The following is a 13,786-nucleotide window of genomic DNA, read 5'->3' on the forward strand; positions in this document are numbered from 1 at the left end:
GATTTAGCGCTTTGGCACGAACCCGTTCGCGCCGGTCGCGTTCAGAAGGTGCGGTCCCGACGTTGTCCCGCGCGAAAAATCAGAAGTGCCGATGACGCGCGCGGAGACAGAGCAGATGAGGTGATACGATGCAAAGACGACATTTTCTGACGGGGACGCTCGGGGTTCTCGGCGCGGGCACGCTGCCCCTCGGCGTAGCCCGGGCGCAGGATGCGGAAGCGCAGGCCATCGCGATGCCCCCCCGCGAGGTCGCCATCGCCGAGGGCATCCCGGCGGGGCAGATCCATGTCATGCCCGACGACTTCGCGCTCTACTGGACCCTGCCCGGCGGCCGGGCGATCCGTTACGGCGTCGGCGTGGGGCGCGACAACCTCTATGAGGCGGGCACCTTCGTGATCCAAGCCAAAAAGGAATGGCCGAGCTGGACCCCGACGCCGGGCATGCTCGAGCGCGAGCCCGAAGTTTACGGCAAATGGGCCGACGGTATGCCGGGGGGCGAGGACAACCCGCTGGGCGCACGGGCGCTCTACCTGTTCAAGGACGGCTACGACACCTTCCTGCGCATCCATGGCACGAATCGTCCGGGCACGATCGGCACGGCGGTATCGAACGGCTGCGCGCGTCTGGTGAATGATCAGATCATCGAACTCTACGAGAAAGTCCCCTTGGAGACGACCGTGTTCCTCTATCCCAAGGCGGGTCAACCCGTCGGGTCTGGCCATTCCCACGGCTGAGGGGCGCAAACTCATCCCTTTTGAGTGTGTCGAGGCCGCCGCGATCTCTCGCGGCGGCCTCTTCGCTTTCAACGGGGACGATTGTCGATACCGTATGATTGATACCCTTGCGGCCACGCGATCGGTGACAGGACGCGCCATCGCCCCAAGGCGAACCGCCAGCGGTCTTGCCCCCTCGCTGGCTCAGTTGGCGCCGGATTGCTTCGGCATCGGCACGATTTCGGGGCCGCACTGCGCGGGCGTGGATCCCGCCAGTTTGCAGGCCGCCTCGTGCTGGCTCAGGAACACCTCGCCGGTCAGCTCGTCAAGGAAGTGGCTGCGCTTGAGCCGGTCCATCACCGGGCCCTTCACCTCGCTGAGGTGCAGCCGTACGCCCGCATCCTTGAGGCGTGTGTTGATCGCTTCGAGCGACTCAAGTGCCGAGAGGTCGATGGCGTTGACCGCCGGAAACATCAGCACCACGTCGGTCAGCTCAGGTTTGTCGGCGGCATAACCGGAGAGCTGGTCTTCGAGATAGCGGGCGTTGGGGAAATAGAGGCTCTCGTCCATGCGCAGCGTCAGCACATGCGGCTGGGTTTCGACGTCGTGTCGCAGCACGTTGCGGAAATGCTCGGTCCCCGGCACCCGGCCCACCACCGCCATATGCGGGCGCGAGGTCTTGTAGAGATGCACGAGGATCGAGGTGACGACACCTGCGGTGACGCCGACCTCGACGCCGAACACCAGCGTCAGCAGGATCGTCACCGACACGGCGGCAAAGTCGGCCCGACTAAAGCCCCAGGCGCGTTTGAGGATCGAGAAATCGACGAGGCTCAGGACAGCCACGATGATCGTCGCCGCCAAAGTGGCTTTCGGCAGGTAGTGGATCAGCGGGGTCAGAAACAGCGCGGCGAGGGCAAGACCGGCGGCGGTAAAGGCCCCGGCGGCGGGCGTCTCGGCGCCCGCGTCGTAGTTCACCACCGATCGCGAGAAGCCGCCCGTGACCGGAAAGCCTCCGGTGAAGGCCGCGCTGATGTTGGCCGCCCCGAGGCCGATCAGCTCCTGATCGGGGTCGATGCGCTGGCGCTTCTTGGCGGCGAGTGTCTGGGCGACGGAGATGCTCTCCACGAAGCCGATGATCGAGATGAGCAGGGCAGGGACGAAGAGCTGCGACAGCAGCGCAGGCGAAAAGGAGGGCAGGGTGAGCGGCGGCAGGCTTTGCGGCACCTCGCCGACGATGGCAACGCCGCGCTCGCCCAGATCGAAGAGCCAGACGGCAAAGGTGGTGGCGACGATGGCCAGCACCGGACCGGTCTTGGCCCCGAGATCGGCCATGCGCGGCCCCAGACCGATGCGGCGCAACAGCGGCCTCAGCCCACCGCGCACCCAGAACAAAAAGGCCGTGGCCGAGACGCCAAGTACCACGGTGATGAGGTTGATCTCGCCCAAGTGCGCCCAGAGGCTAGCAAGGATTTCGACCAGCGTGTGCCCGTCGCCTTGGATGCCGAGAATGTGGCGCAGCTGGCTTGCCGCGATCAGAATGCCGGACGCGGTGATGAAGCCCGCGATCACCGGATGCGACAGGAAGTTGGCCAGAAAACCGAGGCGAAACAGACCCAGCGCCAGCAGCATCGCGCCCGACAGGAAGGCGAGCGTCAGCGCGGCGGCCACGTAGCCCGCCGTTCCGCTTTGGGCGATGTTGCCCACCGCCGCCGCCGTCATCAGCGACACCACCGCGACCGGGCCCACCGCCAGCGCGCGCGAGGTGCCGAAAATCGCATAGAGCAGGATCGGCGCGATCGAGGCATAAATCCCGGCCTCGGGCGGCATGCCCGCGAGCAGTGCGTAGGCCAGAGACTGCGGGATCAGCATTATCGTCACGATCACGGCAGCGACCATGTCGCCGGTGAAGGCGGAGCGGTCGTAACGCCGACCCCAGTCGAGGATCGGCAGGTAGCGCGACAGCGGGGGCAGGGTCATCCAAGGGCGTCCGGTCTGATAGGGGGAGGAAAGCGGGCGGCCCGTGACTGCTCAGCGGGCCGCCCGAAAGCTCAGTCGAAGCGGTTCACCGGCAGCTTCAGGTAGTGGTTGCCGTCATCTTCGGCCTCCGGCAGCCGACCGCCGCGCAGGTTGATCTGCAGCGCCGCGAGGATGCGGTTCGGCAGGGCCAGTGTCTTGTCGCGCTTTTGACGGCGCTCGATGAAGGCTTCGCGCTCGGTGCCGTCCTTGACGTGGATGTTGTGGGCGCGGTGCTCGTCGACCGTGGCCTCCCACATCGGCTCCTTCCGCTCCTTGGTGCCATAGTCGTGGCCGACGTTGAGGCGGGTTTCGCCGGGCAGGGCGAGGATCGCTTGTATCGAATCCCACAACTCGGTGGTCTTGCCGCCCGGAAAATCCGAGCGCGAGGTGCCGGCGTCGGGCTGCATCAGTGTATCGTGCACAAAGGCCGCGTCGCCGCAGACATAGGTGATCGAGCCCAGCGTGTGACCGGGCGAGAGCATCACGCGCGCGTCCAGTTCACCGATCTTGAAGGTCTCGCCCTCCTCGAACAGGTGGTCGAAGTCGCGGGACGGCGTGAAGGCGTCGGGCAGGTTGTAGATGTCGGCCCAGATCTTGGCGATCTCGGGGACCAGCGCGCCGATGGCGTTGGGCGCACCGGTGCGCTCCTTAAGATGCGCCGAGGCCATGACGTGGTCGGCATGCGGATGGGTGTCGAGCACCCACTGCACCTTCAGGTCGTTGTCGCGCACTATGTCGAGAACCTGATCCATGCTGCCGGTCGAGAAGCGGTAATTCTTAGGGTCGAAGTTCCACACCACATCGATCAGCGCCGCCTGACGCGTCTTGGGATCGGCACAGATGTATTGGATCGACCCGGTGTCGGGTTCGTAGATGCCCCAGACATCGGGGCTGCCAGCGCCCGTCGAGGGCGAATGGCGCACGACGCGGCTCTTGAGGGGGTCGGTCATGAGGTGGCTCCTTTGCTGAGGGGTTGCGAGAGGTCGGGCGTGTGCCGGGCGAGCCACATGCCGCCCAGCATGAAGGGGACGAAGATCAGCGTGCCGGTTGCCATGATCGGCAGCGCCGTCAGCGCCGGACCGGGGCAAAAGCCGCCAAGCCCCCAGCCAGTGCCGAAGAGCACCGCACCGGTAATGAGCTTGGGGTCGAGATCGGTGCGGTTCGGGATGCGGAATTCGCTGTCGAAGAAGGGGCGGTTCCGGCTGCGGGTTAGAAGTGCGAAGCCCGGCGCCGTCACCGCGATGGCGCCGCCCATGACAAAGGCGAGGCTCGGGTCCCAAGTGCCGAAGACATCGAGAAAGTTCAGCACTTTGGCCGGGTCGGACATGCCGGAGACGATCAGGCCGAAGCCGAAGATCAGGCCCGACAGAAGGGCGAAGATCTGTTTCATGTCAGCCTCCGATCACGTGACGGGTGACAAGGACCGTGACGAAGGCCGCCGTCATGAAGGTTGCGGTGGCCACGATCGAACGCATCGAGCCGCGGGAGATGCCGCAGACGCCGTGGCCCGAGGTGCAGCCATTGCCATAAGTCGCGCCGAAGCCCACCAGCAGGCCGGCGACCGCCATCAGAACCGGGCTCGACGGCACCCATTGCTGCGGCCAGTCGCCGGAGACCAGAAGCCAGATCGGCGCGGCCAGCAGCAGGCCCAGAACGAACAGCGCCGAGACGCCGCGCGCCTCGCCATCGGTGGAGCGCGCGAAGATGCGCGAGGTGAGGCCGCTGATGCCAGCGATGCGGCCATTCGTAGCCATCAGCAGCACCGCCGAGGCCCCGATCATCATGCCGCCGCCGAGCGACAGCCATGGGGTGAATTCGGTTTCCATCTCTCGACTCCGTGATACGACGACCAACGCCGCCGGGCTTGCCTTGTTTCAGGACATCTATATATTTGCTTCTTAGAATATTCAATGGGTCGAATATGAAAATCACCGACGATTTCCTCGACGGCGACATCGCGGGCGCTGCGGCCCTGATGGGGATGCTGTCCTCCGAGGCCCGGCTGCAGATCCTGTGCCGTTTGCTGGATGGAGAACGATCCGTCGGCGATCTTGCGCTGGCCTGCGGAATGTCGCAGCCGACCATGTCGCAGCAGCTCAAGCGGCTGAAGGAGGCCGGGCTGGTCGAGGGGCGGCGCGACGGGCAGACGATCTACTACGCCGTCAAGGGCCGCGAGGTCGCCGCCGTGCTGGAGACGCTGCACGCGCTTTATTGCGCACGCGCCGCGGAGTGATCGGGGCGGCACCCGAGGCATCGCCCCCATGGGATCACGCGCCCGACGTGCGGTCGGCGTAGTCCTTCACGAACTGACCGATCTGTTCCTGTGACAGGTCGAACCCGCTTTCGCGGCCCTTCTCGATCACCGCGTCGCCATCGAGCCCCTCTTGGGCTGCCAGCGCCATCAGCGCCATCGCGCTCGCGCGCTTGCCTGAGGCGCAGTGAAGCAGCACCGGCTTCGGCAGATCCGCGAGCTTGCGGCGGAAATCGTCGACCAGCGCGTCGTCGAGCGCGTCCGGTGCCACGGGGTGGTGCAGATAGGTGAGACCGGCCTCTCTGACTAGGCGTCTCTCCTCGTCCGGTGTGACCTCCTGCTCTTCCTCCGACGTGCGGAAGTTCACGACGCTGCGAAAGCCCTCCTCGGCGGCTTGCTTCAGCGAGGCCTCGTCAGGGGCGAAGCGGGCGACGGTGTGATTGCTGTCGATCGGGACGATGTTGTCCATGTCTCTCTCCATACGGGATTGCTGTTAATATTCGATGTCGCGGGCCTGTGCTGTCGGACAGCCTCGGCGCGTGTTCGCGTCAGGTGCCGCACCGGCCCGCTGTGCCACCCGCAAGGGGTGGACAGGCCGCGAAATACGTAGATGAATATGTGCATGCGTCAAGCTGACGCAGGAGGATGCGGGCCTGGGTCCGTACATCTGGGAGGATGGGATGAACTTGTTGAAAACCATGCGCGGCCTGGTCGCCGCGAGCCTCGCGGCGCTTGCTCTTATGGGGGTGCAGAGCGCGACGGCGCAGGACAGCGAACGTTATGGCGAGCAGAAGGTGGTCTATCATATCAACGGCAATGGTGGTGAGGACGACAAGGCCTATCGCGGCGCGCTGCGCAACGCGCAGAACCACATCAACGCCGTCGGCGTCGACAACATCGAGCTGAAAGTCGTGTTGCATGGCAACGGCGTCGGCCTGCTGCAGAACGCCATGAGCAACGAGCAGTTGCAGATGGACGTGACCAACCTGCGCGCGCAAAACGTCGTCTTCGTCGTGTGCAACAACACGTTGACGGGCCGCGACATCAATTACGAGACCGACCTCTTCGAGGTCTTCTCCGATCACATCGTCCCCTCGGGCGTGGCCGAGCTGAGCTACCTGCAGGGTCAGGGCTATACCTATGTGAAACCGTGACGCATCGCTGGGCCGCCCGTTGGCGGCCTAGCGCCCCCCGGCAACGGTCAGACCCAAAAGCCGCCAAAGCTGCATGCCGCCGCGGTAGTAGCTGATCTTCTCCGCCGGAAAGCCCGCGCCGATCATCGCACGGATCGCGGTGGGCGACTGGCCGCACCATGGCCCGTTGCAGAACAGCGCCACGCGCGGCGCCGCCGCGCAGTCCCAGCCTTCGAAATCAGGCTCGCATCCGAGCTCGCCCAACCGGTCGGTGATCCGATCCCACGGCAGGTGGATCGCACCGGGAATGGTGCCGCCCTCGAACCACTCTCGGGTGCGGCTGTCGATAACCACCGCCTCGGGGTCCTCCAGCATTTCCAGAAGCTCCAGCTCGCCGATCGTCGTGACGCCCTCTTCGGGGGTCATAGGCTGGATGCAGAACGGCGGGCAGGCGCGCGAGGTCTTGGCGAAATCGCCGGTGAGGACCGCCTCGTTGTCCTGTTCGCGCATGATCTCGACCGGACCGTCCGGGGTCTCGACCGTGACCGACATGCGGTCAGCGTCAAGGCCGACCGGCTCGGTCAACGCCGGGGCTGCAAGGAGGGAGAGAAGGGCGGCAAAGGTGGCATAGCGGATCATGGCGGGTCTCCCTATTGCGCGGCCAGTGGCACACGCGCGATGCGGCAGCGGTCCCAGAGCGTTTCCAGCGCCGAGGCGAGCCGGTCGAGATCGGCCTCGCTGTGAACGGGCGAGGGCGTGATGCGAAGCCGCTCGGTGCCGCGCGGCACGGTGGGATAGTTGATCGGCTGGATATAGATGCCGAACTCGTCAAGCAGCAGGTCCGACAGCCAGCGGCATTTCACCGGATCGCCCACCATCACCGGCACGATATGGCTTGGGTTCGGCAAATGCGGAATTCCGGCGGCGTCGAGCCGGGCGCGCAGGCTGGTGACCCGCTCGGCCTGCATCAAGCGCTCGTCGCGCGAGGTCTTGAGATGGCGCACGGCGGCGCAGGCCCCGGCGGCCACGGCGGGCGGCAACGCCGTGGTGAAGATGAAGCCCGAGGCGAAGCTGCGCACGAAGTCGCACAGCGCGGCAGAGGCCGCGATATAGCCGCCCATCACGCCGTAAGCTTTGCCGAGCGTACCCTCGATCACGTCGATGCGGTCCATCAGCCCCTCGCGCTCGGCGATGCCGCCGCCGCGTGGGCCATAAAGGCCGACGCCATGCACCTCGTCGAGATAGGTCATGGCGTTATAGCGCTCGGCCAGATCGCAGATTCCCGCGATGGGCGCGATGTCGCCATCCATCGAATACACGCTTTCGAAGGCGATGATCTTGGGCGCATTGGCGGGCAGGGTGGCAAGCTTGGTTTCCAGATCGGCAAGATCGTTGTGTTTCCAGATCAACCTTTCGGCGCGGCTGTGGCGGATGCCCTCGATCATGCTTGCGTGGTTGCCTGCGTCCGACAGCACGATGCAGCCCGGAATGCGCGCGGCCAGCGTGCCTAGGCTGGCCCAGTTCGAGACGTAGCCGGAGGTGAACAGCAGCGCCGCCTCCTTGCCGTGGAGATCGGCCAACTCGCGCTCCAGCGCCACGTGGTGGCTGGTGGTGCCAGAGATGTTGCGCGTGCCGCCCGCGCCTGCCCCGACCTCGTCGATCGCCTCGTGCATCGCGGCCAGCACCCCTGGGTGCTGGCCCATGCCGAGGTAATCGTTGGAACACCAAACGGTCACCTCGGTAGGCGCTTCACCGTTATGCCGCGTGGCCGCGGGAAACGCGCCGCGGTGGCGTTGAAGCTCCGCGAAATGGCGATAGTTGCCCTCGTCTTTCAAACGCTCGAGCTCGGCTGCGAAGAATGTGTCGAACGTCACCCGCTACTGCCCCGCCGCCTCTTTCGCGATGCCGTCGAGCAGCGACTGCACCTCCTGCATCGGGCCATCGGGAAAGGTCCGGTAGCCGATCTCGACCGCGCCCTCCTTGTCGGTCACGAAGATCCCGTAGGGGCAATGCGCGATGTTGGACGGATCGGCCTCCATGACCTTTCGCGACACCACCGCCGAGCAGAACAGGAACACGTCGGCGGCTTCGAATAGCTTCACGTCGCTACCGACATCCTCGCCGGTGCGGTTGAGCATGTCGCCCACGTGACTCACGTAATCGACCACCAGCCCCTCTCCGACGATGGCGCTCTCGACGCTGAAGGTCGCGTCTTCGAAGCTGCCGTCGAAGGGGTAGGTGACCATCTCCTGCGCCGTAGCCGTCCCGGTGCCCAAGGCCACGAGGCCCGCCATCACGATCCGTTTCATGCCGTGCTCCTCCCGTGATGCGCCGGTATCGGCGCGGTTGCGGCGGCCGGACATCTGCCTGGCCGCCGGAGTGGCTCAGCCGCCGTGCGCCTCGAGATAGGCGATCACGGCCGCGATATCCTCGTCGCTCCTGAGACCGGCAAAGGACATCTTGGTGCCTTTCATGTAGCCGCGCGGATCGGCGAGAAAGCCGGCCAGCGCGCCATGATCCCATGCAAGACCGCCCGATCCGGCCTCTTCCATCACACCCGAGTAGCGGAAGCCCTCGGCGGTGCCTGCGGTGCGACCGACGATGCCGTTGAGCTGCGGGCCGCTGCGGTTCTTGGCATTCTCGCCGACTTGGTGGCAGGCGCTGCATTTCTTGAACACGCGTTCACCCGCCGCGACCAGTTCGGGGTCCGGCCCGGCGCTGGCGTCAGGGGCAGCCGCTTCCTCGACAGGGGCACCCTCAGCGGGGGCTCCTGCATCGGGAGCCGCTTCAGAGGCGTCCCCCCCCGCCGGAGCCGCTTCTTCGGCAGCGTTCTCGGCGGGGGTGTCGCCTGCCTCGGCCGTAGGTTGGTTGTTGCCGACCGCCGCTTCTGCGGTCTCCGCCCCGGCGGGCTGGGTCTCGGTAGAATCTTCGACTTCGATCGCCGTGTCCTCGACCTCCGCGTCGCCTTCGGAAGATCCGGGCGTCACGTCGAGCACAGCGGCACGCATGGTGATTTCGACCTCACCCTTGCAGTCGCTCATGCAGGCTTCGGCCGCGAACTTTGGCAGCTCGGTCTCGGGCCGGTCGTCGGGCTTGAAGCCGTCCTCGTTTGGCATCTCGACTTCGGCGAACGTCTCGTTCGAGAGCACGAAGTCATCCTCGACCACGTTGTTGAGATAGAGCAGATAGGCCGTCAGCGCGTAGACTTCGTCCGGCTCCAGCGACTGCGCGTCGCCGAACGGCATGGCGCGGTGGACGTAGTCGTAGACCGTCGAGAGGTAAGGCCAGTAGGAGCCCACGGTCTTGACCGGGTCCTTGCGCTCCAGCGTGCCGTCGCCGCCTGCGAGCTGCGGCCAGCGGCCGACCGCCTCGCCAAAGTCGCCGTGACAGGCGGCGCATTTCTCGACGAAGACCTCCTCGCCGGTCCAGACATCGCCCGACCCTTCGGGCAGGCCCTGACCGTCGGGGCGCACATCGATGTCCCAGGCGGCGATCTCTTCGGGGAGCGCCTCGCGGCCAAGCCCGTAGCCGCCATCGCGGGCGGGGGCGGGGGTTTCGGCGACAGCCATCTGCGGCGCGGCGGGCGCTTCGGTGTCTGCGGCGGGCGCTTCTGCCTCCTGCGCGTTGGCGGCGCTCACGAAGGACACGCGGGCGGGTGCAGGCATGTCGACGACGAACTGATCGGCCAGCACATAGGCCAGCGTCAGAACACTCGCAGTGCCAGCGGTGGCGGGAGCCAGGATTTTAAGAAACTTCGACATTTTCCGCCTCGCCGCGTTCGTTGACATGCCAGGTCTGGATGCCGTTGTTGTGGTAGATCGAGTTCTCGCCGCGGATTGCCCGCAGGTCGTTCTTGGTCGGCTGCACATAGCCAGTGGAATCATGCGCGCGGCTTTGCAGCAACAGCGGCTTCCCGTCCCAGTCGAACTCGAAGTAGAAGCGGTGCATCGACTTGTCGAAGCTCGGCCCCGACATACGCGCCTCGTGCCAGTTGTTGCCGCCGTCGAGCGTCACGTCCACGCGCGGGATGGTGCCGCGTCCGGACCAAGCGACGCCTGTGAGCACGGTCGGCCCCTTGGAGTGCAGGATCGGCGCTTGCGGGCTGGGGTTGGTGATCACGGACTTGGCGTCCATCTCCCAGGTGAAGCGGCGGGCGATGCCGTTGTCGAGAAGGTCGGTGTATTTCGATGTCTCCTCGCGGTGATGCCACGGCTCGTCGCCAACCTCGATCCGGCGCAACCACTTGATCCACATGTTGCCTTCCCAGCCGGGAACGACGAGGCGGACCGGGTAGCCCTGCTCGGGGCGCAGCGCTTCGCCGTTCATCTTGAAGGCGACAAGGCAGTCGTCCATCGCCTTTTCGATCGGGATCGAGCGGGTCATGGCGCTTGCGTCGGCACCTTCGGGCATGATCCATTTGCCATTGGTCTTCACGCCCGCCTCTTCGAGCAGAAGCCGCAGCGGCACGCCGGTGTACATGACGTTGTGGATCATGCCGTGGGTGTACTGGCAGCCGTTGAGCTGCGCGCCCGCCCATTCCATGCCCGAGTTCGCCGCGCATTCTAGGAAATAGACCCGGTTCTCGCGCGGGAAGCGCATCAGGTCCTGCATGGTGAAGATCAGCGGCTTGTCGACGAGACCGTTGATCATCAGCCGGTGCTGCACGGGGTCGACCTCGGCAATGCCGGCGTGGTGCCGCTCGAAGCACAGCCCGTTGGGGGTGATGATGCCGTCGAGTTCGTGCAGCGGCGTGAAGTTCACCGAGGAGATCGGGTCGGCGGTCAGCCAATCGACGTTGCGGCGGATCACGTGCGACTCGAACTGCGAGGGCGTGCCATAGGGGCGCGCATCGACGCCGTCGCCCAAGTACTGCATCCAAGGCTGAAGCTCGGTGATCGCGGGATCGGCGGTCTGGGCGGCCAGTCGGCTGCCTGCGACCGCACCGCCGGCGGCAAGCGCGCCGGTCAGAAAGCCGCGCCGCGAGGGGGCGGGATCGTTGCTCATGCTCGGGGTCCTCTTGTCGTCCATATCGCTCGGGCGGCTCATCCGGCCACCACGTCGACGCTGCTGTTGGGGTCTATGGAAACGGTGCCCTGTTTGCGGATGTGGCTTTCCACCACGTCCCAGATCGCGGGCCCTTCGGTGCCTTCGTTGACGCTGGCCCAGCCCGCGACGACGTAGGACTTCGACGGGTCGATCTTTTCGCCCGAAGCCAGATGCGTCATCTCGGTGACCCGGCTGCCCTGAGGCTGGGCGATGTCGATGCGGTAGCCCATGCCACCGACGCGCACCATGTCACCACCCTGCTGATAGTAGGGGTCGGGGTTGAACAGGTTGTCGGCCACGTCCTCGAGGATCAGCTTCAGCGTCTCGCCGGTCATCTCCGAGCGGTAGGCCGCCGGGTAGCTCATGGCGGTGGCGTTGAACACGTCCTCGCGGGTGATCTCCTGTCCGGGCATCAAGGAGGCCCCCCACCGAAAGCCCGGCGACAGCGCGATCTCGGCCTCGCGCTCCTCGATCAGCGCGTTGCAGATGAGGTCGTCCCATGTGCCGTTGAAGTTGCCGCGCCGGTAGAGAAGCGAATCCGTGGTGCCCAGCACCTCGGCCATCTCGTCCTTGAACGGCGCACGGGTCTCCTCGACCAGCGCGGTCATCTCCGCATCGGGCGCGATCACGTCCGAGAAGATCGGGATCAGCCGGTGCGACAGACCCTTGAGCGCGCCGTCCTGCACGTCCAGATCGACACGGGAGACGAATTTGCCATGGCTGCCCGAGGCGATCAGATGCGTGGTGCCGATCAGCACCGGTTCGGGCAGGGCGTCGTGGGTGTGGCCCGTGAGGATCACGTCGATGCCCGGCACCTGTGCAGCCATCTTGCGGTCGACGTCGAAGCCGTTGTGCGACAGCACCACGACCACCTCGGCGCCCGCGTCGCGCGCCTCCTGCACCACCTCGGCCATCCGCTCCTGGCGCACGCCGAAGCTGAGATCCGGGAACATCCAGTTGGGGTTGGCGATGGGGAGGTAGGGAAACGCCTGGCCGATCACGGCGATCGAGGTGCCGCCGCGCTCGAACATCTTGTAGGGTTCATAGGCCGGCTCGTCCCACGTCGCGTCGAAGATGTTCGCGCCGAGGAAGGCAGGGTCGAGCTCGTTCTCGACGATCTCGTTGACGCGGTCGATGCCTAGCGTGAACTCCCAATGCGAGGTCATCGCATCGGTGCCGAGCGCGTTGAACAGCCGCACCATGTCGGCGCCTTGGGTCTTCAGCGCGGGAAGGGAGCCCTGCCAGGTGTCGCCGCCATCGAGCAGCAGCGCATCGGGCCGTTCGGCGCGGATCGCCTTGAGCACGGTGGCGATGCGGTCGAGACCGCCCATGCGACCGTATTCGCGCCCCAGTGCGACGAAGTCGTCATAGGTCAGCGCGTAATCGAGCGCCGAGCCGTCTTCGATGCCGTAAAGTTTGCGAAAGGCGGCCCCGGTGACGTGGGGCACGAGGCCGCGCGCTTCGCCGACGCCGAGGTTGATCTCGGGCTCCCGGAACCAGATCGGCTGGGTCTGGGCGTGGATGTCGGTAATATGGATCAGCGTGACGTTGCCCGGGCCACCGGTGCCGATCAGGTCTTCCTGGCTCAGCCGCTGCTGGGCCGCGAGCCGCGACCAGTCGCCAAAGCCGGAAGCGCCCCAGAGCGCCGAGGTGGCAAGGCCGGCCTGAAGGAAGTGTCGGCGGGCGATCATGAGCGGTCCTTTCGGATCAGATGCTAGAATTTGAATATGTTTGGGCGAAATCACCCCGCCACGGGCAAGCCCGGGCGGGGTGGTGTCTTAGTTGCGGACCGAGGGTCCTTCGACGGAAAGACCGTTGCCGCGCGAGGCGACGTAAAGCTCGAGCGCCACGAACTCCGGGCTGCCCGGCGAGAAGGTCTCGGCGCGGGTGTCGCGGATGCAGCCCTTGAAGCGGTCCTGCACGGCGTTGAGCTTGCCGTTCTTGAGCCGGTAGGTCGGAAAGCCGTTGATCTGGCCTTGGCTCAGGTGATCGGCGCGGATCATGTTGTCGTAGTTGTCTTCGTGACAGTTCGCGCAGGCCAGTTCGAGCTGGCCATAGCGGGTGTAGTAGATCTCCTTGCCCATTTCCCAGGTTTCCTGGACCGGGCCGTCGATCGCCACGTCGACCGGCATGCCGCGCGACACCGACGAGATCAGCGCCGTCATCTCGACCATGCGGTCGCCGGTATAGTCCCAGGCCTCGGCTCCGGCCCGCTCGGTGACGCATTCGTTGATCTGCATCTCGAGCGTCTGCACCTCGGCGCGTTCCTCATCCCACTTGGGATAGCTCGCGCGCACGCCCTTCAGGGCTTCGGGGTTCTCGTGGCACGAGGCGCAGGACTGGTCATCGGGGCCCATGGCGGTCTCGAAATCGGCGCGCGCGTTGTCGACGCCGATCATGCCGGGGTTCTCGAAGTCGTCCTCTTGGAGCGCCTGCGTCTCGGACGAGCGGTATTCCCAGCCCGAGAAGATCTCGCTGACGTATTCCATGTGCTCGGGCGCGGGGGCCTTGGTCACGATCTCAATCTCGCCGTCGATCGTGAATCCGACCTCCTGCGCAATGGCGACCGGAGCGGCCAGCCACAGCGCCAGCCCGGCGGCGCCTGTCTTCAGCGTCTGTCTCAT

15 protein-coding genes are annotated in these 13,786 nt (G+C 65.8%); 3 read left to right on the forward strand and 12 right to left on the reverse strand.

The features are described from left to right. The first annotated feature begins 128 nt into the window (after positions 1 to 128). A complete protein-coding gene (locus AADJ02_RS09905) occupies positions 129 to 734 on the forward strand; it encodes a L,D-transpeptidase (RefSeq protein ID WP_341212838.1) in 606 nt (201 codons plus the stop codon). A 183-nt stretch (positions 735 to 917) separates the two neighbouring features. On the opposite strand, the gene sulP is transcribed toward AADJ02_RS09905, so the two are convergent. From sulP to AADJ02_RS09925, 4 genes are all read right to left on the reverse strand, one after another. Beyond that, positions 918 to 2,693 carry a sulfate permease gene (sulP, locus tag AADJ02_RS09910; protein WP_341212839.1) on the reverse strand — a complete coding sequence of 592 codons (1,776 nt, stop codon included), beginning with the start codon at positions 2,691 to 2,693 and terminating at the stop codon, positions 918 to 920. 71 nt (positions 2,694 to 2,764) lie between these two features. Continuing rightward, a complete protein-coding gene (locus AADJ02_RS09915; protein WP_341212840.1) occupies positions 2,765 to 3,682 on the reverse strand; it encodes an MBL fold metallo-hydrolase in 918 nt (305 codons plus the stop codon). Continuing rightward, positions 3,679 to 4,122 carry a YeeE/YedE family protein gene (locus AADJ02_RS09920; RefSeq protein ID WP_341212841.1) on the reverse strand — a complete coding sequence of 148 codons (444 nt, stop codon included), beginning with the start codon at positions 4,120 to 4,122 and terminating at the stop codon, positions 3,679 to 3,681. The genes AADJ02_RS09915 and AADJ02_RS09920 overlap by 4 nt, the downstream gene beginning before the upstream one ends. 1 nt (position 4,123) lies before the next feature. Beyond that, positions 4,124 to 4,558, reverse strand: a complete 435-nt coding sequence (locus AADJ02_RS09925) for a YeeE/YedE family protein (RefSeq protein ID WP_341212842.1) — start codon at positions 4,556 to 4,558, stop codon at positions 4,124 to 4,126. Between the two features lie 95 nt (positions 4,559 to 4,653). Between AADJ02_RS09925 and AADJ02_RS09930 the strand changes: the two genes are divergently transcribed. After that, complete coding sequence (locus AADJ02_RS09930; RefSeq protein WP_341212843.1) at positions 4,654 to 4,965, forward strand: metalloregulator ArsR/SmtB family transcription factor; 312 nt, start codon at positions 4,654 to 4,656, stop codon at positions 4,963 to 4,965. A gap of 34 nt (positions 4,966 to 4,999) precedes the next feature. Here the strand turns inward: AADJ02_RS09930 and AADJ02_RS09935 are convergent, their stop codons facing one another. Further along, the gene (locus AADJ02_RS09935; RefSeq protein WP_341212844.1) at positions 5,000 to 5,452 is read right to left on the reverse strand and encodes a sulfur transferase domain-containing protein; all 453 of its coding nucleotides are present in this window, start codon (positions 5,450 to 5,452) and stop codon (positions 5,000 to 5,002) included. Between the two features lie 211 nt (positions 5,453 to 5,663). Here AADJ02_RS09935 and AADJ02_RS09940 point away from each other — a divergent pair, with 211 nt between their 5' ends. Next, positions 5,664 to 6,137, forward strand: a complete 474-nt coding sequence (locus AADJ02_RS09940) for a DsrE family protein (protein ID WP_341212845.1) — start codon at positions 5,664 to 5,666, stop codon at positions 6,135 to 6,137. 27 nt (positions 6,138 to 6,164) lie between these two features. Here AADJ02_RS09940 and AADJ02_RS09945 read toward each other — a convergent pair whose 3' ends face one another. From AADJ02_RS09945 to soxA, 7 genes are all read right to left on the reverse strand, one after another. Next, positions 6,165 to 6,755: a rhodanese-like domain-containing protein gene (locus AADJ02_RS09945; protein ID WP_341212846.1), complete on the reverse strand. Its 591-nt coding sequence runs from the start codon at positions 6,753 to 6,755 to the stop codon at positions 6,165 to 6,167. A gap of 11 nt (positions 6,756 to 6,766) precedes the next feature. Then, a complete protein-coding gene (gene hemA / locus AADJ02_RS09950) occupies positions 6,767 to 7,990 on the reverse strand; it encodes a 5-aminolevulinate synthase (RefSeq protein WP_341212847.1) in 1,224 nt (407 codons plus the stop codon). 3 nt (positions 7,991 to 7,993) lie between these two features. Next, positions 7,994 to 8,425 (reverse strand): DUF302 domain-containing protein, encoded by a 432-nt coding sequence (locus AADJ02_RS09955; RefSeq protein ID WP_341212848.1) that lies wholly within the window; start codon positions 8,423 to 8,425, stop codon positions 7,994 to 7,996. 75 nt (positions 8,426 to 8,500) lie between these two features. After that, positions 8,501 to 9,877 (reverse strand): c-type cytochrome, encoded by a 1,377-nt coding sequence (locus AADJ02_RS09960; RefSeq protein ID WP_341212849.1) that lies wholly within the window; start codon positions 9,875 to 9,877, stop codon positions 8,501 to 8,503. After that, positions 9,861 to 11,120 carry a sulfite dehydrogenase gene (gene soxC, locus AADJ02_RS09965; protein ID WP_341212850.1) on the reverse strand — a complete coding sequence of 420 codons (1,260 nt, stop codon included), beginning with the start codon at positions 11,118 to 11,120 and terminating at the stop codon, positions 9,861 to 9,863. The genes AADJ02_RS09960 and soxC overlap by 17 nt, the downstream gene beginning before the upstream one ends. A gap of 38 nt (positions 11,121 to 11,158) precedes the next feature. Continuing rightward, complete coding sequence (gene soxB, locus AADJ02_RS09970; RefSeq protein ID WP_341212851.1) at positions 11,159 to 12,853, reverse strand: thiosulfohydrolase SoxB; 1,695 nt, start codon at positions 12,851 to 12,853, stop codon at positions 11,159 to 11,161. Positions 12,854 to 12,940: 87 nt separating this feature from the next. Next, positions 12,941 to 13,786 (reverse strand): sulfur oxidation c-type cytochrome SoxA, encoded by an 846-nt coding sequence (gene soxA / locus AADJ02_RS09975; RefSeq protein WP_341212852.1) that lies wholly within the window; start codon positions 13,784 to 13,786, stop codon positions 12,941 to 12,943.

Source organism: uncultured Limimaricola sp., from assembly GCF_964022235.1.
Taxonomy (GTDB): domain Bacteria; phylum Pseudomonadota; class Alphaproteobacteria; order Rhodobacterales; family Rhodobacteraceae; genus Limimaricola.

What these genes read in the sequence shown, in the direction of transcription:
- AADJ02_RS09905 (WP_341212838.1), top strand. Translation starts at nt 129, where the DNA reads ATGCAAAGACGACATTTTCTGACGGGGACGCTCGGGGTTCTCGGCGCG.
- sulP (WP_341212839.1), bottom strand. Translation starts at nt 2,693, where the DNA reads ATGACCCTGCCCCCGCTGTCGCGCTACCTGCCGATCCTCGACTGGGGT.
- AADJ02_RS09915 (WP_341212840.1), bottom strand. Translation starts at nt 3,682, where the DNA reads ATGACCGACCCCCTCAAGAGCCGCGTCGTGCGCCATTCGCCCTCGACG.
- AADJ02_RS09920 (WP_341212841.1), bottom strand. Translation starts at nt 4,122, where the DNA reads ATGAAACAGATCTTCGCCCTTCTGTCGGGCCTGATCTTCGGCTTCGGC.
- AADJ02_RS09925 (WP_341212842.1), bottom strand. Translation starts at nt 4,558, where the DNA reads ATGGAAACCGAATTCACCCCATGGCTGTCGCTCGGCGGCGGCATGATG.
- AADJ02_RS09930 (WP_341212843.1), top strand. Translation starts at nt 4,654, where the DNA reads ATGAAAATCACCGACGATTTCCTCGACGGCGACATCGCGGGCGCTGCG.
- AADJ02_RS09935 (WP_341212844.1), bottom strand. Translation starts at nt 5,452, where the DNA reads ATGGACAACATCGTCCCGATCGACAGCAATCACACCGTCGCCCGCTTC.
- AADJ02_RS09940 (WP_341212845.1), top strand. Translation starts at nt 5,664, where the DNA reads ATGAACTTGTTGAAAACCATGCGCGGCCTGGTCGCCGCGAGCCTCGCG.
- AADJ02_RS09945 (WP_341212846.1), bottom strand. Translation starts at nt 6,755, where the DNA reads ATGATCCGCTATGCCACCTTTGCCGCCCTTCTCTCCCTCCTTGCAGCC.
- AADJ02_RS09955 (WP_341212848.1), bottom strand. Translation starts at nt 8,425, where the DNA reads ATGAAACGGATCGTGATGGCGGGCCTCGTGGCCTTGGGCACCGGGACG.
- AADJ02_RS09960 (WP_341212849.1), bottom strand. Translation starts at nt 9,877, where the DNA reads ATGTCGAAGTTTCTTAAAATCCTGGCTCCCGCCACCGCTGGCACTGCG.
- soxC (WP_341212850.1), bottom strand. Translation starts at nt 11,120, where the DNA reads ATGAGCAACGATCCCGCCCCCTCGCGGCGCGGCTTTCTGACCGGCGCG.
- soxB (WP_341212851.1), bottom strand. Translation starts at nt 12,853, where the DNA reads ATGATCGCCCGCCGACACTTCCTTCAGGCCGGCCTTGCCACCTCGGCG.
- soxA (WP_341212852.1), bottom strand. Translation starts at nt 13,786, where the DNA reads ATGAGACAGACGCTGAAGACAGGCGCCGCCGGGCTGGCGCTGTGGCTG.